This window comes from Kineothrix alysoides (assembly GCF_000732725.1).
GTDB classification, from domain to species: Bacteria; Bacillota; Clostridia; order Lachnospirales; family Lachnospiraceae; genus Kineothrix; species Kineothrix alysoides.
The window spans coordinates 2,164,440-2,183,999 of sequence record NZ_JPNB01000001.1 but is presented as its reverse complement, the minus strand read 5'-3'; the positions used below and the strand labels follow the sequence as shown (position 1 = coordinate 2,183,999).

18 protein-coding genes and 1 riboswitch are annotated in these 19,560 nt (G+C 42.9%); of the genes, 14 read left to right on the top strand and 4 right to left on the bottom strand.

All coding sequences use genetic code 11. The annotated features are described in order from the left end of the window. Nucleotides 1-20 precede the first annotated feature (20 nt). From CC90_RS0110435 to CC90_RS0110405, 7 genes are all read left to right on the top strand, one after another. Complete coding sequence (locus CC90_RS0110435) at nucleotides 21-851, top strand: ornithine carbamoyltransferase (protein ID WP_031390714.1); 831 nt, start codon at nucleotides 21-23, stop codon at nucleotides 849-851. A gap of 21 nt (nucleotides 852-872) precedes the next feature. Beyond that, the gene (locus tag CC90_RS0110430; protein WP_031390713.1) at nucleotides 873-1,628 is read left to right on the top strand and encodes a YoaP domain-containing protein; all 756 of its coding nucleotides are present in this window, start codon (nucleotides 873-875) and stop codon (nucleotides 1,626-1,628) included. Between the two features lie 66 nt (nucleotides 1,629-1,694). Further along, nucleotides 1,695-2,114: a GNAT family N-acetyltransferase gene (locus CC90_RS0110425; protein ID WP_031390712.1), complete on the top strand. Its 420-nt coding sequence runs from the start codon at nucleotides 1,695-1,697 to the stop codon at nucleotides 2,112-2,114. 135 nt (nucleotides 2,115-2,249) lie between these two features. Continuing rightward, on the top strand, nucleotides 2,250-2,381 hold the full coding sequence (locus CC90_RS24825) for a hypothetical protein (RefSeq protein ID WP_278245469.1): 132 nt from the start codon (nucleotides 2,250-2,252) through the stop codon (nucleotides 2,379-2,381). Nucleotides 2,382-2,518: 137 nt separating this feature from the next. Next, nucleotides 2,519-3,172 carry a TetR/AcrR family transcriptional regulator gene (locus tag CC90_RS0110415; RefSeq protein ID WP_031390710.1) on the top strand — a complete coding sequence of 218 codons (654 nt, stop codon included), beginning with the start codon at nucleotides 2,519-2,521 and terminating at the stop codon, nucleotides 3,170-3,172. 105 nt (nucleotides 3,173-3,277) lie between these two features. Further along, nucleotides 3,278-4,516 (top strand): MFS transporter, encoded by a 1,239-nt coding sequence (locus tag CC90_RS0110410; protein ID WP_031390709.1) that lies wholly within the window; start codon nucleotides 3,278-3,280, stop codon nucleotides 4,514-4,516. A 255-nt stretch (nucleotides 4,517-4,771) separates the two neighbouring features. Then, nucleotides 4,772-5,254: a methylglyoxal synthase gene (locus tag CC90_RS0110405; RefSeq protein WP_031390708.1), complete on the top strand. Its 483-nt coding sequence runs from the start codon at nucleotides 4,772-4,774 to the stop codon at nucleotides 5,252-5,254. A 212-nt stretch (nucleotides 5,255-5,466) separates the two neighbouring features. On the opposite strand, the gene CC90_RS0110400 is transcribed toward CC90_RS0110405, so the two are convergent. Further along, complete coding sequence (locus tag CC90_RS0110400) at nucleotides 5,467-6,288, bottom strand: DUF368 domain-containing protein (protein ID WP_031390707.1); 822 nt, start codon at nucleotides 6,286-6,288, stop codon at nucleotides 5,467-5,469. 405 nt (nucleotides 6,289-6,693) lie between these two features. Between CC90_RS0110400 and CC90_RS0110395 the strand changes: the two genes are divergently transcribed. After that, nucleotides 6,694-7,008, top strand: a complete 315-nt coding sequence (locus CC90_RS0110395) for a rhodanese-like domain-containing protein (RefSeq protein ID WP_031390706.1) — start codon at nucleotides 6,694-6,696, stop codon at nucleotides 7,006-7,008. Between the two features lie 131 nt (nucleotides 7,009-7,139). Here the strand turns inward: CC90_RS0110395 and CC90_RS23090 are convergent, their stop codons facing one another. From CC90_RS23090 to CC90_RS0110380, 3 genes are all read right to left on the bottom strand, one after another. Then, on the bottom strand, nucleotides 7,140-8,975 hold the full coding sequence (locus CC90_RS23090; RefSeq protein ID WP_051869385.1) for a M56 family metallopeptidase: 1,836 nt from the start codon (nucleotides 8,973-8,975) through the stop codon (nucleotides 7,140-7,142). Nucleotides 8,976-8,977: 2 nt separating this feature from the next. Beyond that, nucleotides 8,978-9,340, bottom strand: coding sequence for a BlaI/MecI/CopY family transcriptional regulator (locus tag CC90_RS0110385; RefSeq protein WP_031390704.1), 363 nt, complete (start codon nucleotides 9,338-9,340; stop codon nucleotides 8,978-8,980). Between the two features lie 202 nt (nucleotides 9,341-9,542). After that, complete coding sequence (locus CC90_RS0110380; RefSeq protein ID WP_031390703.1) at nucleotides 9,543-10,583, bottom strand: LacI family DNA-binding transcriptional regulator; 1,041 nt, start codon at nucleotides 10,581-10,583, stop codon at nucleotides 9,543-9,545. A gap of 382 nt (nucleotides 10,584-10,965) precedes the next feature. Here CC90_RS0110380 and CC90_RS0110375 point away from each other — a divergent pair, with 382 nt between their 5' ends. The 6 genes from CC90_RS0110375 (at nucleotide 10,966) to CC90_RS0110350 (ending at nucleotide 19,220) form a co-directional block, all read left to right on the top strand. Continuing rightward, nucleotides 10,966-12,903: a glycoside hydrolase family 127 protein gene (locus CC90_RS0110375; protein ID WP_031390702.1), complete on the top strand. Its 1,938-nt coding sequence runs from the start codon at nucleotides 10,966-10,968 to the stop codon at nucleotides 12,901-12,903. Nucleotides 12,904-12,982: 79 nt separating this feature from the next. Next, nucleotides 12,983-14,434: an ABC transporter substrate-binding protein gene (locus tag CC90_RS0110370; protein WP_031390701.1), complete on the top strand. Its 1,452-nt coding sequence runs from the start codon at nucleotides 12,983-12,985 to the stop codon at nucleotides 14,432-14,434. Between the two features lie 77 nt (nucleotides 14,435-14,511). Continuing rightward, a complete protein-coding gene (locus CC90_RS0110365; protein WP_031390700.1) occupies nucleotides 14,512-15,432 on the top strand; it encodes a carbohydrate ABC transporter permease in 921 nt (306 codons plus the stop codon). Between the two features lies 1 nt (nucleotide 15,433). Next, a complete protein-coding gene (locus tag CC90_RS0110360) occupies nucleotides 15,434-16,294 on the top strand; it encodes a carbohydrate ABC transporter permease (RefSeq protein WP_031390699.1) in 861 nt (286 codons plus the stop codon). Nucleotides 16,295-16,319: 25 nt separating this feature from the next. Beyond that, nucleotides 16,320-17,015: a DUF624 domain-containing protein gene (locus tag CC90_RS0110355; protein WP_157837546.1), complete on the top strand. Its 696-nt coding sequence runs from the start codon at nucleotides 16,320-16,322 to the stop codon at nucleotides 17,013-17,015. Between the two features lie 78 nt (nucleotides 17,016-17,093). Beyond that, nucleotides 17,094-19,220, top strand: coding sequence for a methyl-accepting chemotaxis protein (locus tag CC90_RS0110350; RefSeq protein ID WP_031390697.1), 2,127 nt, complete (start codon nucleotides 17,094-17,096; stop codon nucleotides 19,218-19,220). A gap of 106 nt (nucleotides 19,221-19,326) precedes the next feature. After that, nucleotides 19,327-19,517, top strand: a riboswitch (cobalamin riboswitch). Nucleotides 19,518-19,560 lie beyond the last annotated feature (43 nt).

The following is a 19,560-nucleotide window of genomic DNA, read 5'->3' as shown; positions in this document are numbered from 1 at the left end:
ACTCTTGCAGGGGGATAAAAATGAGAAGCTTTCTTCGGATAACGGATTATACGAAAAAGGATATTTTTGAAATATTTGATATTGCCGACGCTATTCAAGCCGGGAAATATAAGGATTTTTTAAAGGGGAAAACAGCCGTCATGTTTTTTCCGGAAGCGAGTATCCGGACAAGGGTCACCTTCGAAAAGGGGATATATTTGCTGGGCGGGCAGACGATACTGTTTCCCCCGCAAACGCTGGATAAAAAAGAGGAGATAAAAGACATAATAGGATATCTGAACAACTGGTGTGACGTGATTGTTGTAAGGCATAAGGACATTTCCCTCATGGAAAAGATGCAAATATTCTCCGGAGTACCCGTAATCAATGCGATGACGGATCAAAATCACCCTTGCGAAATCATATCAGATTTGTACACTCTGTCAAAACTTCGCAAAGATTTTCTGAATGACAGTTATTTATTCTGCGGAGGAAGCGGCAATATCGGTTTGGCATGGAAGGAGGCTGCCGAAGTTATGGGATTTCGGTTTGCCCAGTGCTGTCCTAAGGGCTATGAGATGGACGGCACAGATGTTTTCGGTGAGTTACGGGATGCTGTGGAGGGCAGGGATATCATATGCACGGATTCAATACAGGAAGGCGCATTGGCTGATTTTAAAGGGTATCGGATTACAAAAGAGATGATGGACAGAGCGAATCCCGGTGCGATCCTCAATCCCTGCCCTCCGTTTTACCGCGGCGAAGAGGTATCCGGGGATGTGATTGAGTCCGAATACTTTCCGGGCTATGAGTTCAAAAAAAGTCTGCTTGTTGTGCAGCAGGCAATTATAATTTATTGTTTATCTCACTGAATGGGTGAAGAAGGAGTAGCTATGAATTATATAAAACTGACACCTGAAAATCTTGAGAATGAGCACATCTGCTGCGCAATGACGAATAATAAGGATCCGCAGACTATGGCGAAAAAGGCGTGGATTTCCGATAGGCTCGCCGAGGGACTGGTATTTTTAAAAAGCGCGGAGCGGGGAAAGTGCTTCATCGAATACATACCTTCGGAATACGCATGGGTTCCCATAGAGGCGCAGGAGTATATGTATATTAACTGCTTTTGGGTATCCGGGAGCTTTAAGGGGCACGGTTACTCCAATGAGCTGCTGGGCGCTTGTATCAGTGATAGCATGGAAAAGGGAAAAAGAGGTATTTGCACCATCTCATCGACGAAGAAAATGTCTTTTCTTTCTGATCCGAAGTATCTCGCTTACAAAGGATTTCTAACAGCAGATACGGCCGAGCCATATTTCACACTGTTATATCTCCCGCTTGAGAAGAATGCTCCCGTACCGAAGTTCAAAGAGCAGGTGAAACAACCGCATACAGAAGAGAAAGGTTTCTCGCTGTATTATACCGCCGGCTGTCCGTATACCGCAAAATATGTACCGCTAATTGAGGAAAAAGCCAGGGATATGGGCCTGCCCTTCCACAGCAATTTTATCGATAACGCAGAAGCGGCCAGGAACGCTCCGGCAGCATGGACAAATTACGCGCTGTTTTATGATGGGAAATATATAACAAACGAGATATTGTCAGAAAAAAGATTTCTGGCGATTGCCGCAGAATTGGGCGGTTAAGGAATCGGATGGATATCACAGGAGGGCTTTGACTTTTGGGAAAAGCGGTAAAGGAGGGGGAAAGAAATGATTGAGATACGATATGCGAGCGCCGGGGATGAGCGTTACTGGTTCGAACTGGATAAGCACTTGAGCAAAAAGGAATATTCAAATAAAATTTTGCAGAATCAGTGCTATATTATCGAAGAGGACAAGAAATGTTTCGGAATAATCAGATACAATTTATTCTGGGATTTGATACCTTTTTTGAATTTGATTTATATAGATCCGGGATTTCACAAAAGAGGAATCGGGAGAGCCGCTATGCTGTTATGGGAGTCAGAGATGCGAAAATTGGATCATAAGCTGGTTATGACATCCACGATGGTGGAAGAAAGCTCCCAGCATTTTTATCGCAAGCTGGGTTACAAGGATTGCGGATGTCTGATAAAAGATTTCGAGCCATTTGCGGAGACAATGGAAATGTTTATGATGAAACCGCTTTAACATCGGGGTTGCCGCAAAGTCAAGGCTTATGATATCGGACATCCTCTAAAGCCGGAAAACTCCGAAATCAGGGAGAAGTTAACAGAGGTATTTAAAAGCTGGTATTTCAGGCACAATAATGAAGCGGATGAAAATATGTGCTATGTGAGGATAGAACCTGTCTCAGGATTTTTTCATAAGGACGAGAGGGGATTCAGGGTGGATTTTACCAACCGTACGGCTGAGGAATTTCCTTTTGACTTTGAGATTGCATTGACGGAAGAATAAGATTGATTTCGTTCTATTTGAAATAAATAAAATAATTGCTTGAAAACATACCAACAGTATGATAAAGTAAACATACCATAAGTATGTTTTGTGCTATTGGTATGTTTTAATACGGCAAATTTATGAGGTGAGATGAAATGGCGAGAAACAAGTATCCTGAGGAGACGATTAATCTGATACTGGACGTTTCCTTTCGTTTATTTATGGAGAAGGGCTATGAGCATACTTCCATACAAGATATTATCGATCATCTGGGCGGCCTTAGCAAAGGGGCAATCTATCATCATTTTAAATCGAAGGAAGAGATTCTGATTGCTGCCGCGGATAGAATGACTGCGGATTCCAATCGGATGTTAGCAGCTATTCGCGACCGTTCGGATATGAACGGAAGAGAAAAGCTGAAAACTATTTTTAAAGAATCCGTCCTGCGTCCGGTACAGAGCGATATGTTTGCGGCGGCTCCCAGTCTGGGTGAGAATTCCAGATTTATGTTTATAATGCTTCGCGACACGATAGATGAAACGGTTCCTTTATATATCCGGCCAGTCGTTGAGCAGGGGATAGCGGACGGTTCGATTCAGACGCAATATCCTGCGGAGCTTTCCGAACTGATCGTGCTGGTCGCTAATTTCTGGCTTAATCCTATGATTTTTAACAATACGCCCGAGGAATGTTATAGGAAGCTTATGGTGTTTGACCAAATGCTGCGCGGCTTCGGTCTGGATGTTTTGGATGAGGAGATGATAAATCGGATGCAGGAGCTGGCGCTGATTTATCAGAATCGTAAATAGAATAGTATATAAGCTTAAATTAATGGGAAAAGCCTTTCATATGCGCTTTTCTTATTTTTGAGATAATACATACCAACGTTTGGTATTAAAAAGGAGATTGAAATTATGAATCAAAAATTATTTTCTAAGGATTTTACTTTAGTAATAGCGGGGCAGATTATTTCCCTGTTCGGAAATGCGGCGCTCAGGTTCGCTTTGCCTTTGTATCTGTTGAATCGAACCGGATCTTGCACACTTTACGGAGCTGTTACCGCTTGCGCCTTTATCCCGGCAATTCTTCTCTCACCAGCAGGAGGCATCATCGCGGATCGGGTGAATAAACGAAATGTTATGGTTATATTGGACTTTCTTACTTCGGCCCTCATATTGATATTTTATTTGTGCATGGGCGGAGCGAATATCATCCTTCTGATTGGGGGTATGCTTATGCTCCTATACGGCATTGCCGGATTTTATCAGCCGTCGGTTCAAGCTAGCATCCCGGCATTAGTGAATAAGGATAAACTCATGGCTGCAAATGCTGTTATAAATTCCGTTAGCTCCCTTTCGGGGCTATTGGGACCTGTACTCGGAGGGATTTTATATAGCTTATATGGGTTGAAGACGGTACTTTTTCTTTGCTTTTTCTGCTTCCTGCTGTCAGCGATTATGGAGCTTTTCATTGTGATTCCTTTTGAAAAAAGGAGAGATGGGGAAAATATATGGAAAACTGCGGGATGTGATTTTTCTGAGAGCCTTTCCTTTATCCGAAAAGAAAAGCCTATTATCGGTAAGGTTCTGCTTGTAGTCTGCGCAATCAATCTGTTTATGTCGGCAATGATTGTTGTAGGTTTGCCTTATCTGATTACTGAGGTACTTAACTTTTCTCCGGTGCAAGCGAATAGGCTTTACGGGTTTGCAGAGGGAGCACTGGCGGCCGGAGGAATTGCAGGAGGAGTCCTGACAGGAATTCTTTCCAAAAGGCTTGCTGTCAAAAAGGCTGGAAATTTGCTGCTTGCATGTGCCGTCTGTGTTTTTCCCATAGGAATAACTCTGGCGGTTTGCTCCTCAGATATGATAAATTACATCGTGATAAGTTCCTGCTGTTTTCTCCTTATGGCAATTTCGACTATGTTCACCGTGCAGATGCTTACCTTCGTTCAGGCAGAAACGCCGCCTGATCTCGTTGGCAAGGTCATTGCGGTAATTCTTATGATTTCCATGTGTGCACAGCCCATAGGAAGCGCTATCTATGGTATTCTTTTTGAAAACTTCCGGGGATTTGAGTATGTGGTAGTGTTATTTGCAGGAATAATAGCTCTCGCAATTGCAATCGGGACCAAAAAGGTATTTAAAAGTCTATGAGTCCTTACATATGAACCTATGTTCACAAAAAGCACCTTACGGTATCAGAAGGAGGAAGAGCCGTTACTGTTCACAGAGTAAAGGAAGAGTAATTTAAATATTTCATTAGGTTTCAGAATTAAATGAAAAAACTTAAAAAGTCTGTTATAATATAAATTGAAAGGCTGCGGAAAAAACGCAGCCTAAAAGTTCAAAAATATTTTTGATACTTACAAATGCTTAAAATTATACGTAACGTAAGGAGAAACGAACTGCATGGACAAAGACTTTATCACACTTACAATTGGGAAACAGAAGAATATTGCACTGATTGCTCATGATGCCAAAAAGGCTGATTTGATCAAATGGTGTCAGGATAACAGGGAGATATTAAAAGGCCACTTCCTTTGCGGAACGGGTACGACGGCTCATATGATCACGGACAGCACCGGACTTCCTGTAAGGGGATATAACAGCGGCCCGTTGGGCGGAGACCAACAGATAGGAGCGAAGATTGTAGAGGGAAGAATTGATTTTGTAATATTTTTCTCAGACCCGCTGACAGCAGCGCCTCATGATCCTGATGTCAAGGCTTTGCTCAGGATCGCCCAAGTGTACGATATACCGATAGCTAATAACAGAGCGACCGCAGACTTTCTCATTCAGTCTAAACTGATGAATGAAAGCTATGACCACGATGTTATCAATTTCAGCAAGAATATCGCTGAGAGGGCAACCAGTATGAAAGAGAATGCTTAACCGTTTATAGAAAATAATTAGCGAAGAGCAATTAAGATATGTCCGCTCAATTTAAAAAGAGGTAAATTGTCCACTTTATCATGGACAATTTACCTTTTTATATCGCTTTTTTATAATCGGGGAAAGACCTTACCGATTTACCGTGTGAAGGTATTGCCTCTTATGGTATAAACGCGAGCGGAAAACACTCGTGTTGCCCTTCAGACCAACTATTAATCCTCAGGCTTATATCTCTTCTCCAGCATGCTCATCCAGTAACCCAGAGCGGCTCCGGCAGCACACATGATAACGCATATAATCGTACCGGCACTGAGATAGTTGAAATCTCTCGGTATAATCATCACAGTGGAAGCGAAGACTATGCCCAGGATAAAATGAAACAGACCGGCATACGCCTTGGAGAAAATATAATCCATCAGTTTCGCAAGAAGAAGTACACAAGCCATTCCGCCGATTGCCAGAGGAATAAGAACTCCCATATCCATAGTCTTAATACCGTCAGCCATAGCCTTATACATTCCCATGTAAACCAGGAAATTAGACGGGCTCAGTCCAGGAACGATAATACCAAGTCCAATCAGTGCTCCTGCAAACATCCATGTACCGAAATTCTGCGGAACGCCCGTACTGAACAGTTCTTCACCATAAAACAAGAAGACCAGACCAATAATAAATGTAACGACGAGAATAGCGATATGTTTACCGCTCCGTCCCTTCTTACCGGCCTGCTCCCACAAGGCGGGCACCGTTCCTACAATACAGCCGACAAAGAACCAAAGTATGTATGATTCAAAAGTACCAAGCAAAAAGCTTACAGCAAATGATAATACAAATACCCCGGTCAAGCCGCCAAGTCCTACCGGAATAAAGAATAACACGTTATTCTTAAAATCCTTTGTAATGTGTGCCAGAAAGGAAATGATCCGCTCATAAATCCCAAAAACTGCGGCAAGCGCGCCGCCGCTGACACCGGGAAGAATAAAACCGGAACCGATAAACATTCCCTTTACAAAACGTAAAAGCCAATTTTCCATAACTTACTCCTTATGTTAATTTTTATCAATAAAAGATTACGACCCTTGTATTATAACTTAATTGACCAATAATATAAACCGTAAATTTCTTAAATTTCAGAAAGCAGCCTTTCTGTTACTGTTCACTCCGTTCTCAGTAACGCCTTTCTTATCATAAATAAATCGATATTGAAATTTATCCTCACTTAATAAAGAAACAGTATATGTGACACAGTCACAGAAAATTTCGGTTAAACATGCTACATTTCACCTATATCCAATAAATGTATATTATGGCGGCATAAATAATGACCTGCAAACCAAGGATAATTACAAGATTCACACCCACAAATGGAGTATAGAATTCTCCACCCCACAATTTTGCAGTTTTCTAAACAAAAAGCACGAAAGAAAGGAATGATAAAAATGGGACTTTTTGATTTACTACGAATAACAGGAACGATCAATGAAGGAGTAGAGCGCTTTAAAAAAACGGAAGGCGCAGTTTTGCTGGACGTAAGAACCCCGGAGGAATTTTCTCATGGAAATATTCCTCAAAGCAAAAATATTCCATTAAATAAAATAGAGTCCATAAGGCTCGATAAAAAAATCCCCCTATTTGTATATTGCCAAAGCGGCGGACGCAGCACACAAGCCTGCGCATGGCTTAAAAAGCAAGGATATCAGGCGGAAAATATCGGAGGGATCTCCGGCTATAAAGGACCGCTAAACAGGAGGTAAATGCTGAGATAGGAAGATGTTTAAAAAGTTTTGGGGCCATCGCACCGGCTAAAAATAGTTAGCTTGGCGATAGCCCTCTTTTTGACCGTTATGAAGTGATTTTTGTATTTATGATGCAGTTTGTTCCTTTGCTAATCTTCTATATCAGTAATATATTCACTTGCCTCTTTATCATTCGACCTTGTCTTCGGAACCCATATACCATCTTTGCCAAACGGCTTTATCATTGTTATTTCCACATTTGTGCCGTCCTCTTTAAAATAAATTACAACCTGTGATACTGTATTCTCCGCATTTGTATCCGCCGTTACCTTTACTTTATCCGGATCATCTAAAAGATTCAGAAGACGGATAGCAGCTCTGTCAGGTTCAAACAATTCTGTATATGCCGGCATTTCCGAAGATAATGCATTCTGATTCAATACCTCTCCGGCTCCATTATACTGATAATCCATCATCCTCGTGATAACACCTTCCGGGTTTGCTAAAGTAAACTCTTTTGCTGTATGAATATGATCCAGATATAACAGTTCTTCATCGATAACTGTATAGACGCCGTCTTCTATCGTATATTTTATAGTTTCTCTCCAAACAGTCACATGAGGTTCAGATGTCCATGCATAGTAGATGATCTCTGCTTTGTCTTCATCCAGGGATTCAATATGATAATCATTTTCCGTAAACATCGGCCACGGGCTTGAAAAACCAAATGAATAATATCCCTCTCCAACAACCAGCAAATCCTTGCTAAGCTCAGACTGCACATCATCCGATATATGCTCAGCAATATAATTTCCGTCTCTATGGCAGAACGCGCTTCCCCAAGCTTCCACAAATTGCTTTGCTCCATTCATTTCCTCTTTATCCGAATCATCCGCGTTTAATCCCGCTGTGTCCGACTCATTCGTATCTAAGCCCTCTGTGCCCGAACCATCCGTACCTAAATCATCTGTTCCCGCATCGTCCGTGCCTGAGCTTTCTGTTGCGGAGTCTGGTGTATTCAGGCTATTATTCTGGGGTTCCTTTGATTCCCTTGGATTCGTTAAAAAGCATACTCCAACTACAATACACGAAATAACAGCTGCAAGCATTATCCAAAGCGTTGGCTTTTTATAGCTCAGTACTAATTTAATTCTTGCTTTTATACTATTTTCACCAAATGCCAGCGGACATGCAGCAATTGATTTTCTTGTTATGCTGCAGGAAAGAAGCGTGCTGGAATAGGCCTTTTTCTCTGAAGGATTCATCTCTTTGATTACACGTTCATCACAAGCGAATTCTATATCCCGGCAAAGCAATATATATGCAAGCCAAATGAAAGGATTGAACCAATATATTCCAAGCAATAAAAACCCAACGGGCTTAATCCAGTGATCGCAATGCCTTATATGAGAGTTTTCATGTGCAATTACGTAAGAAAGCTGCTCATTATCCAGATAGGAAGGAATATATATATGCGGATGAAACAATCCTAAAATAAAAGGAGAATCAACCAATTCACTTTGCCAGATGTTATCTCTTAAATGGATTGCTGTACATACCCTTCTTCTTAAGCTCATCCAGCTTACAACAGTATACAAGAACATTATAAGCATTCCGATAATCCAGGCAGCAGCCGCCATAAAGATTACTATCTGAAATGGATTCATGCTGGCTCCCGGTGCCGCAGCTGCCGTATCTGTTATAATGGAACTATCTGCTGCTTCAATAATTGCACTTTCCGTATCAGTCACCGGCGCATCGGAAAAATAGATTCTTTCCGCCTGGACTGCTTCTGTATTCGGAATAAGACTTACTGCGCTTTCTATGGAAAATGGACAAATTAATCGAATTCCAACCAAAAGCCAAAGAAGTCGGCGCATGGATTTCGGTGCTCTATATAAGACTCCCCGCAATACGATAACCGCAAGAATCATCCAGCTGGCAGAAATACTCATATTTAACAATTTTAGAAATAATATCTCCATACTTATTCCTCTCCATATGAATCGAGCATTTGACGAAGCTCGCTGACTTCTTTTTCTGATAATTTCTTTCTCTTTGTAAATGCTGCAATAAATGCCGGTATGGAACCCTCAAATGTCTTTTCTACCAGCTCATCAATTTCTGCGGCTTGAACGTCACTTTTCGATACAACACTTGTAACAACGGCATTTTCGCTCTTTACAATCCCGCGATCGCTCAACCTTCTTATTACGGTATAAGTTGTCGCTTTCTTCCATCCCAACCGCTCTTCACATAGCTTTACCAGTTCAGTGCTTTTTATCGGCTCATACTCCCACAGCAGCAGACAAAATCGATACTCACTTTCAAATACTTTTGACTTTTCCATACAATACCTCCTTAGTCTAATTCATTAAACCAAAATAAGTCTACCACGTTAGACCATTTGTGTCAATGATTCCTGACAGGTACATATTTCCAATTATATAGTACCAGTATTGTAATAGACAAAATAAAAAGCAGCTTATCTTATTGATAAGCTGCTGCATATCTACCCATGAAAATCACGATTCGAAGCACATTTTGTTCGGCTATTTTTTCCGGTAGAGCTGTGTCGACTCTCTCTCGATAATCTGGCAATCCAAATATATCTCTCCTATCGCAGGCTCTTTTGTGCCTTCGATCTTGTCAATCAAGATGCGGGCAGAAGCGTGGCCAATGTCGAAAAGCGGAAGCTCCACGGTAGAAAGCGTCGGGCGGCATACCGTACTGATTTCCAGGTTATCGAAACCGATAAGAGCCAGATCTCGGCCGATTTCGACGCCCTGTTTCGTACAATAATCGATAATTCCCATTGCCATTATATCATTGTGGCAGAAAATCGCAGTAACATTCTGTTTCAGCAGCTTTTCGGCCGCTTGGTATCCGCTGTCTCTGTGCCAATCGCCTTGTATGGTCAAATGAGGATTATAAGGAATATCATTTTCAAAAAGTGCCTCCTGATATCCGGTCAGGCGGTTTCTCATGTGAATACTGTCAGAGGAACCTGTTACGCAGCCAATACGTGCATGTCCCTGGCGGACGAGCAGACCGGTAGCTTCATAAGCTGCCTTTCTGTCATTGTAAAGCAGGGAAGGGATAGAAAGGCTTGGACTGCTGCAATAGGCACAGACAAAAGGAATGTTTTGGTTCAAGGGATGTGCAAGAACTTTATGACTGTGGCAGCTCAAATAAATGATTCCATCTACCTGCATGGAAAGCATCAGATCAATGGCCTCATCAGTCAGTTGATTATACTTGGCGGCGTGAATGACAGGATCGATACTCAGCTTGTGGAGACGGAGATTTTCCAGCAGATAATGATAGTTCCGTTCTTCGCAGCAAGCACCTATTCCATCTATGATAGGCGGCGTATTGAAGACGGTAATATCCTCCGATATGATGCCAAGGGAATGGCTCTGGCCTTTTTTTAAATTCCGTGCATAAAGATTCGGACGGTAATTCAATTCGTCCGCAATGGAAAGCACCAGCTCCGTCGTCTCGCTGCTTATTCCGCCGATTCCGTTTAAGACCTTGGAAACGGTAGCAATAGAAACATTCGCCTTGTCTGCAATGTCTTTCATATTTGCCATAAAATTTCCACCTCGATAAATACATTTGTTTATATTATATATGCAGGATAAACGTTTTACAAGTTGAAAAGCGGAGCAAAGAAGTTAGATGTTCAATTTATACAAAAAGGAGAAAGCAAAATGTTATATATTTAACAAAAATAACAAACAGTATTTACAAATAATAATGTGAGTGTTAGAATAAACCAATGATAAGGTAAACGTTTAACAAAAAAATAAAAACAAATATAATGCATGTTTTCAGAGAAATTGTATATGTTTTATTTTTTTATAGTAAACGTTTAACAAAAAATAAAAGTGGAAAAGCAAGAAAGAAAATAGAGTAAAAAAGTAAAAATGAAATAAAAAAGTAGAAAAATATAACAGAAAGGCTGGGAGATGATTGGAAAAAATAAAGTTGAATAATATTAAGATTACGGATTCGTTATTTGGCAGCTATACGAAGCAGGTGGCGGATAAGATTCTAGAATATCAGTGGGAAGTGTTGAATGACCGTCAGAAGGAGGCTATGCCAACCTATTGCATCGCTAATTTTAAGATAGCGGCCGGAGAGATGGAGGGAGAACGCAGAGGTGTCGTTTTTCAGGATACGGATTTATATAAGTGGCTGGAGGCAGTGGCCTATTGCATCGATAACGGAACCGGCAAGGCTTTTGAGCGTCAGGCAGATGAGATAATTGAACTGGTAGGCAGGGCGCAGGAGCCGGATGGATATTTGAATACATATTTTACGATTATGGCTCCTGAAAAGAAATGGAGTAATCAGGTAGAGGGTCATGAACTATATACCGCAGGACATTTGATGGAGGCCGCAACAGCGTATTATGAAGCAACCGGGAAGGATCACCTTCTTAATATTGCCAGAAAGAACGCAGACCTTATTTGCCGGGTCTTCGGCCAAGAGGAAGGACAGATACACGGCTATCCGGGGCATCAGGAAGTGGAACTGGGGTTGATAAAACTCTATAAAGTTACCGGAGATAAGAGATATTTAGATTGTGCGTATTACTTTATTGATGAGAGGGGAAAGGAACCGAGTTATTTCCTGGGGGAGATCAGGCAGCGAGGCAGATATGAGTTCTTTCCGGAATTCGATAATTATGACTTGTCATATTCCCAGGCTCATATGCGTCCGGTAAAGCAAAAAACGGCAGAAGGGCATGCGGTCCGTGCCATGTATATGTGCAGCGCGATGGCAGATTTGGCCGGAGAGCGGCAGGACAAAGATCTTTTAGAAGCCTGCAAGGCTATTTGGAATAACGTTACGCAGAAGCGGATGTACATTACCGGGGGTGTCGGTTCCAGCGGCTTATTGGAAAGATTTACGGTGGATTACGATTTGCCCAATCGGACGAACTACTCGGAGACCTGTGCTTCCATAGGGCTTATGATGTTTGGACAGAGGATGACGGCGGTGACGGGGGATGCCAGGTATTACGATATTGTCGAGAAAGCGCTCTATAATACGGTTCTTGCGGGAATCAATATAGAAGGCAACCGTTATTTTTATGTGAATCCTTTGGAGGTAGTGCCGGAATTTTGTACGAAGCGCACCTATATGGACCACGTGAAGGCGAATAGGCAGAAATGGTTTTCTGTGGCTTGCTGTCCGACCAATGTGGCTCGAACGCTGGCATCTTTGGGACAATATATTTACGCCAGGGAAGGAAATACATTGTTTATTCATCAGTTTATTTCGTCAGAGGCCAAGGTCGCTTTAAAAGATGGCAGCTTACATGTGAAGATGGGGTCCAAGCTGCTGCAAAACGGTGTTGTCAGAATCGGCTATGAGAACGAAGGGACAAAAGAACTTCGGATAAAGATAAGAGTTCCTGAATATGCGAAGAGCGTAAAGATGATTTTGGATGGAGATTTGATAGAGCCGGAGAAAGAAGCCGGATATATGATTGTCGGGGCGGGAGAAGCCGGAAAGCATGAACTTGCGGTTTATTTCGGAATAGATGCCAAATGGGTGGCGGCCAGCGATAATGTTCGCGAGGACTGCGGAAAGGTAGCCTTGGTAAAGGGACCTTTGGTGTACTGTTTGGAAGAAAAGGAAAATGGAAGAAACCTTGCCGGAGTGTTCGTGGAAATACACAAACCGATTGAACCGAAAGAGCCGGCGGAGGGGCTGGTTGGGGATATACCGGTGCTGGAGTATGAGGGGAGCCGTCTGGAAAATAAAAGAATTCCAAGTGACGGACTGTATGGTGAACCGGGGTTTGAGTTAAGGGAAACAAAACTTCAAGCAGTTCCGTACTGCTTATGGAATAATCGAGGCAGCGGAGAGATGCTGGTGTGGCAGAAAGTAAAATTTTAGGTCAAAATGGGGTGTTTATGCCGGTATTCAATAACGAATGCCGTGGAATAAAAATCAAATTATTAAAGGAGAGGAAACTATGAAGAGAAAGCAACTAGTAAGTTTGGCGATGTCCCTGATTTTGGCAGGAACAATGCTGGCAGGCTGCGGAAGCAGCCAGGAAACGACAAACGCAGTAACCCAGGAGAGTGCGACGCAGACAGAAGCGGCGGAGACGGACAAAGCCGAGGCCCCCAAGGCGGAAAAGGCTGACGACGGTAGCAAAGTACATATTACCTATGCGCAGTGGGGAAATGACACGGAAACAGCGGCTACTCAGGCAGTGGCAGATAAATTCAATTCGGAGCAGGATGAAATTTATGTAGAAGTATTGAAGATTGATCACGACAATTACGTTACGAAGCTGAATGCTATGGCTACGGCAGGGGAATTGCCGGATACCGGTATTATGAGCGAAGCAGGCGTTTTGGATTTTGCGGAAAATGGATTGCTCTACGACATAAGTGACATGTACGGCGAAGGAGATGCGAAGCCGTTAGAGTCCCTTACCTTTACCTTCAAGGGCACGCCGGTAGCTTATTCTGCAGCGAACGAAGTTTTAAATATGTGGTATAACATCGATTTGCTCAAGGAAGTATGTGAGAAGCAGAATCTCGATCCGGCAGAGTTTACACCGCCTGCTTCCGCAGATGCGGCTTGGGACTGGAATACCTTCGTAAAGATTGCACAGACACTGACGCTGGATATCAATGGGAAAAATGCACTGGATCCCGCTTTTGATCCTCAGAACGTTGAAATCTACGGATGCAATATCAATACGCTGGCATGGCAGATGGAAGTATGGGCATTGTCAAACGGCGGCGGATATTTTAACGCAGACGGTACGGAATGTACCATTAATTCCAAAGAAACAGCAGATGCAATTCAGGCAATTGCTGATTTATCCTTAAAATATCATTGCGCACCTGAAGTCAGCGACGCCTCAAATTCTTTGAATACTTCACTCGGAACAGAAAAAGTGGTTATGTCTACGGACGGAGCGTGGAACGTAGGAACCTTCCTCGGCCCGGATGCACAGTTTGAGTATGGCGTAGGCGTTCTTCCTTATTTCCAAAATAAAGTGACTATATGCACAGGCGGACCGAATGTAGTATTTTCTCAGACAGAACACCCGCAAGAAGCTATGACATGGTTGAAATGGTATTATCAGGAAGAGAATTCATGGTCATTAATCGAAGCAGGGACATGGATGCCTATTTTGGAATCCTGGTATACGGATCAGGCACTTACCGATAAATGGATTAATAATGAGAATTTCCCCGAGCACGATATGTACCAATCAGCAGTTGTAGATTATGCGAGAGATAATTCACAGTCTACCGCGTGGTATTATGTAAATGGAACAGAGGAATTCAACAGCACGCTTACTATGGCGTTATCCTACGTATGGACCGGAGATCAGACCGCGCAGGAAGCATTGGATGAATACGCGGAAGAATTAAATGAAATCTTTACGGAATATAATGAATAGCAGAACTGTCTGCCCGCCGCGTAATATGCGGCGGGTGATAACGAAAGAAATGCAGGGATGGAAGGATAGGTGCTTAAATGAATAAAAAATATGGAGCCGAGAAGAGCAAAAGATCGCGGGCTGGCCGAAACGAGGCAAGGACTGCTTATCTTTGCCTTATTCCGGCGTTTCTTGGATTGACTCTCATCAGTTATTTGCCGACGATAGCGGTATTTATACTTAGCCTGTTCAAGTGGAACGGCGTAAAGGATCCTGAATTCGTAGGACTGGGTAACTTTATACGTATTTTTACGAAGGATGTGTATTTTTTCGATTCGTTGAAAGCGACGGTTATTTTTGCCTTGCTTACGGTAGTCGGTTCCATTCTATATTCTCTTGTAATCGCTATCTTTCTTAATATGAAGATTATAGGAAGGACACTATGGCGTTCCATTTTCTTCATTCCTTATTTACTGCCCGCTATCGGTATATTTACGGGGTGGAAATGGCTGTATGAAGTGAATTATGGTCTATTCAATTTCGTGAACCGCATGCTGGGTCTTCCGCCCCAGCAATATTTGAACAGTCCCGGTCAAGTGCTCCCGTCGCTGGCACTGATAGCCATATGGTGCAGCGGCAATTTAATTGTCATCTTTCTTGCGGGACTTCAAAATGTCCCGAGAGTGTACATAGAAGCTTCGCAAATTGACGGAGCCAATGCATGGCAGCGTTTTTGGAATGTAACGGTTCCCAGCATTTCTCCGATTATTTTCTACAATCTGCTGACAGCGCTGATTACAAATCTCCAGGTAGTTACACCGTCGTTAGCGCTAACGGACGGAGGACCTCAGAATGCCTCAATGTTCATGTCCTATGTTATCTATATGTATGCGTTTGTAAAAAAGAAAATGGGATATGCGGCAGCTTATGCAGCAATCTTCTTTGTTCTTGTAGGAATTTTTACGATTATATTGTTCGCGACGCAGAAAACAGCACTTTTTGGAGAGGAGGACGAATAGGATGGCAGGAAAATCGATAAGAAGCAGAAAGAAAAAGGAACAAATCGTAAACAGAATCGTATTGCTTGTCGTAATTATCCTTTCAGCGTTGGTGCTGTTACCGCTTTGGTGGATATTCCGCTCGTCTTTGATGAGCAACGGAACGCTCTATGCTTATCCCCCCTCTTTCATACCTCATGAATGGAAGTGGTCGAATTATACGGATGCACTGAAGAGTTTTCTTTACTGGAAATATTTTAAGAATACCTTTACTATAATCATTCCGGCGGTAAGCGCAGGAACCATTACGGCGGTTTTCTGCGGATATGCGTTCGCGAGACTTCGTTTTAAAGGTAAAAAGCTGATATTTAATCTTTGTGTAGGAACCATCCTGCTTCCGGGAATGGTAACGCTTATTCCCCTGTATGTATTCTGGACGCAGGGACTCGGCTTGGGGGGAACCTATTGGCCGTTGATTCTTCCTTATTTGACCGGCGGTGGCTTCTTCAATATTTTTCTTATCCGCCAGTTCTTGATGACCATACCGAGGGAACTGGACGAGGCGGCAGCGATTGACGGTGCATCGAGGATGCGCACCTTATGGACGATTTTGGTACCATCGATAAAACCGGCAATTGTTGTGGTGGGAATGATGTTATTTATTCAAATTTGGAACGATTTGCTTCAGCAGATGATTTATATTAACGATATGGAAAAGATGACCTTTGCCATTGGACTCACCAATTTTACCGGCTCTTTCGGGACAAAGTGGAATCTCGCGATGGCGGCAACCTGTATGACAATTGCACCGGGTATCGTTATTTATATTTTGGGACAGAAGAGCTTTGTGGAAGGTATCGTATTGACGGGAATGAAGAATTAAGGTTATGAAAGGGTATGGGTGCAAAATGCAGATTAGTAAAAGTATTACGGATTGGTATCTTGGAAATAACAGGGAAAATGTAAAAGAAACTCCAAAAACAGGCTTTAAAAGAGTGCTTTACTTCATCTGGAATTATTCAGGGAAGCTTTTTCTTGTAAACCTTTTTTTTGTATTATGTTCTATACCTATCATTACGATCCCGGCAGCTTTGTGCGGGCTCAATCGATATCTGATAAAAATGTATAAGGACGGATATGGCTTTGAATTTATGGATTTTTTCCGGGAATTCCGTTCACAGCTTATAAAAAGCATTCCGATAGGAATCCCTTCTTTGCTTTTGCTCTTCTATGGCAGTTATCTTCTCTTGATATCAGGTGGATTTCAGAATGGGGAGCAGACTTTTTTTGTTAGGACGGTCGCTCTTGTATGTCTGGCGTTGGCGGTGCTTTTTGGTAACTTTTGTTTTATGCTATTGGCGGCGTTTGATTTGTCGAGCCGCCATATCATAAAAAATGCATTGATTTTAATGGTATGTGAGTGGAAATCTGGATTTTGTGCACTTTTGAGCGTTTTGTTCCTGTGGGGAATGCTGTGGCTGTTTTTTCCGGTATCCATAGTATTCCCTTTGCTCGGATGCTTTGCGGTGACCCAGCTTGCGGTATGCGGCAGCATCTTTCCTGCAATATACAGAAAAATTATCGAGCCGTATGAGAACTTATAAAGGTTCACATTGGTGCAGGCGGAAATAGGGAAGTTATTCTGCGCAGTGAAAACGCTGATTCACGATAGGAGAAATGTCATGAAGAGAAGGAAAAAAACGGTGTTAAAGCAAGCCGGAAAGAACGGAAAGTGGAAGAAGATAACAAATGCAGGTATCATGGGGACTTTATTAAAGGCATTTCTTGTGCCTATCGTACTGATTATCATATTAGGCCTTGTGTCCTATAAAACGGCATCGAATGTCATAAAGGAAAAGGTAGAAAATTCTTCTGTAAGTACGGTATCAGCCATGAGCATGTACTGCGACTTATTAACAGGCAGCGTATCTTCAAAGGCGCTGGAGATGGTCGTCGGAGATGGACTGTCCTCATATTATGAAAAATATTATAAGGAAAAAAAAGCAGCAGAGTACTTGTCAAATGCGAAGAAAAGCCTTCTCCAAATGCAGGTTAGCGTAGATTATATGTATTGCTGTTCGGTCATTCCGGAAAATGGGACTTATCTTACTTCCCTGACGGGAAGCATGGGAGATAATGTCTACGAAGGCTTTATGGAGTCTCCGGAAGGCAGGTATTTTAAGGAGAATGAAACGCGGAGGAATGGATGGTTCGGTTACCATTCTTTTTTAGACCAGCGTTTAGACATATCGGGAAAGTGGTATGGCCTGGCATTCTTTCAGAAATTTTCAAAGGCGGATACGTATCTCGTGCTGGATATCACTACGGAAACAATCTACAAAATGTTAGATGAGATGGATTTCGGTGAAAATAGTATAAAGGCACTGATTTCTCCGGACGGAAGGGAGATTGTACGCCTGCAGCAGGGAGAGGGGAGTGCGGAAGTGCTCTTGCCGGAGGGCGCGGAGGCAGTATTTGCGGATAAGGATTTCTATAAAAAGAGTCTGGAAGTAAAGGATGCGGGCGGCAATTATGTGAAATACAACGGAGATACGTATTTGTACGTACACGCTCCGGTAGGAAATACGGGAATTTTGTTATGCGGTCTGATTCCCCAGAACAACATTGTAAAGGAAGTCAATTCCATCCGCAGTTTATGTATCGTGATGGTACTTCTTGCATCTGTGATCGCATTTGTCATAGGAAGTAAGATTGCAGCAGGAATGAGCAAGTCTGTGAAGGTCATTACCAAGGGACTGCATGAGGTGGCAGGGGGTGACCTGACACAGGAATTCAAGACAGACCGGGGGGATGAATTTGCCCTTCTTGCCAGCGGCTTGAACGATATGCTGGAAAGTATGCGTACGCTTATGAAGGATATGCAGAAGTTTGGAAATAAAGTAAAGGAAATGGCAGAAGGGACTGCGATGAAATCGGAGACCATTCACGCGTCCGTCAAGGAAATATCGGCAGCGGTAGAGGAAGTGGCAAAAGGGGTGCAGATCCAGGCGAAGGAAGCGGATACAAGCAACCATAAGATGGCGGACTTTGCAGTGAAGATTGACGGTGTGTGTGAAGGGACAAACGAGATGGCCCATACCGTAGACCGGGCCGCGGCTGTGGTGGAACAGGGACGTGTCATTGTCCATGAACTAAATGAGAAGTCGGAGACAACGGTATCAATCACTAAGGTGTTAGTAGACAATATTAAGGATGTGGAGGAACGTTCCACGGAGATTGAGGGCTTTATCGATACGATTAACAATATCGCCAGACAGACCAACCTTCTGTCTCTGAACGCTTCCATCGAAGCTGCGAGGGCAGGCGAGAACGGCAGGGGCTTTGCGGTGGTGGCAGAGGAAATCCGTAAGCTCGCGGATGAATCTATGCAGGCAGGCAAGAGCATCAAGAATATCGTGGAGAACATCGGAGAGACCACAAGAAGGACGACCGGATCGGCCAAAGAAGCAGAGCGGATTATTTTCGCACAGGCTGCTTCCTTGGAAGAGACCATACAGATCTTCGGGGAGATTGACCGCTGTGTGGAGAACCTTGTGAGAGGGCTTAAAACTGTTGCGGACAGCATACAGAAAATCGCTGAGGAAAAGAAACAGATACAGAAATCCATTCATAGCATTTCTGTGGTGTCGGAGCAATCTGCAGCAGCGACCGAAGAAGTGACCGCAACGTTAGATGAACAGGTCGGGATCGTGTCCGGTCTGACAGAGGATGTGGAATTATTGAAGAAGGAAGCGGATGCGCTGGACCGTTCTATCGGAAGATTTACGATATGGAGGGCTGAACAGTAACGTATAAGTTACTGAGAACGGAGTGAACAGAAACACGTATAAATGACGATTTTTAGAAAAATACTGGTAAAAACATTTTATCTATAGTATTATGATACTCGTGAACAAAACTTCATCCATTTAAGGTGTCGAAAGAGCGGAGGCTCATTTCGATGAAAAGGGAAACAGGTGAAAATCCTGTACGAACTCGTCACTGTGAAAAGGGAGTTACGGCAAACAGCCACTGATAGCAATTGGGAAGGCTGCCGTATACGATGATCTTTGAGTCAGGAGACCTGCCTTGAATGAAGTATAGTACAGCCACGAGTAATTGGTCTGGAATAGATAAGGGATGGTCTTA

Excerpts from the sequence above, each read along its gene's own strand:
- CC90_RS0110435 (WP_031390714.1), top strand. The coding sequence starts at position 21 with ATGAGAAGCTTTCTTCGGATAACGGATTATACGAAAAAGGATATTTTT.
- CC90_RS0110430 (WP_031390713.1), top strand. The coding sequence starts at position 873 with ATGAATTATATAAAACTGACACCTGAAAATCTTGAGAATGAGCACATC.
- CC90_RS0110425 (WP_031390712.1), top strand. The coding sequence starts at position 1,695 with ATGATTGAGATACGATATGCGAGCGCCGGGGATGAGCGTTACTGGTTC.
- CC90_RS24825 (WP_278245469.1), top strand. The coding sequence starts at position 2,250 with ATGTGCTATGTGAGGATAGAACCTGTCTCAGGATTTTTTCATAAGGAC.
- CC90_RS0110415 (WP_031390710.1), top strand. The coding sequence starts at position 2,519 with ATGGCGAGAAACAAGTATCCTGAGGAGACGATTAATCTGATACTGGAC.
- CC90_RS0110410 (WP_031390709.1), top strand. The coding sequence starts at position 3,278 with ATGAATCAAAAATTATTTTCTAAGGATTTTACTTTAGTAATAGCGGGG.
- CC90_RS0110405 (WP_031390708.1), top strand. The coding sequence starts at position 4,772 with ATGGACAAAGACTTTATCACACTTACAATTGGGAAACAGAAGAATATT.
- CC90_RS0110400 (WP_031390707.1), bottom strand. The coding sequence starts at position 6,288 with ATGGAAAATTGGCTTTTACGTTTTGTAAAGGGAATGTTTATCGGTTCC.
- CC90_RS0110395 (WP_031390706.1), top strand. The coding sequence starts at position 6,694 with ATGGGACTTTTTGATTTACTACGAATAACAGGAACGATCAATGAAGGA.
- CC90_RS23090 (WP_051869385.1), bottom strand. The coding sequence starts at position 8,975 with ATGGAGATATTATTTCTAAAATTGTTAAATATGAGTATTTCTGCCAGC.
- CC90_RS0110385 (WP_031390704.1), bottom strand. The coding sequence starts at position 9,340 with ATGGAAAAGTCAAAAGTATTTGAAAGTGAGTATCGATTTTGTCTGCTG.
- CC90_RS0110380 (WP_031390703.1), bottom strand. The coding sequence starts at position 10,583 with ATGGCAAATATGAAAGACATTGCAGACAAGGCGAATGTTTCTATTGCT.
- CC90_RS0110370 (WP_031390701.1), top strand. The coding sequence starts at position 12,983 with ATGAAGAGAAAGCAACTAGTAAGTTTGGCGATGTCCCTGATTTTGGCA.
- CC90_RS0110365 (WP_031390700.1), top strand. The coding sequence starts at position 14,512 with ATGAATAAAAAATATGGAGCCGAGAAGAGCAAAAGATCGCGGGCTGGC.
- CC90_RS0110360 (WP_031390699.1), top strand. The coding sequence starts at position 15,434 with ATGGCAGGAAAATCGATAAGAAGCAGAAAGAAAAAGGAACAAATCGTA.
- CC90_RS0110355 (WP_157837546.1), top strand. The coding sequence starts at position 16,320 with ATGCAGATTAGTAAAAGTATTACGGATTGGTATCTTGGAAATAACAGG.
- CC90_RS0110350 (WP_031390697.1), top strand. The coding sequence starts at position 17,094 with ATGAAGAGAAGGAAAAAAACGGTGTTAAAGCAAGCCGGAAAGAACGGA.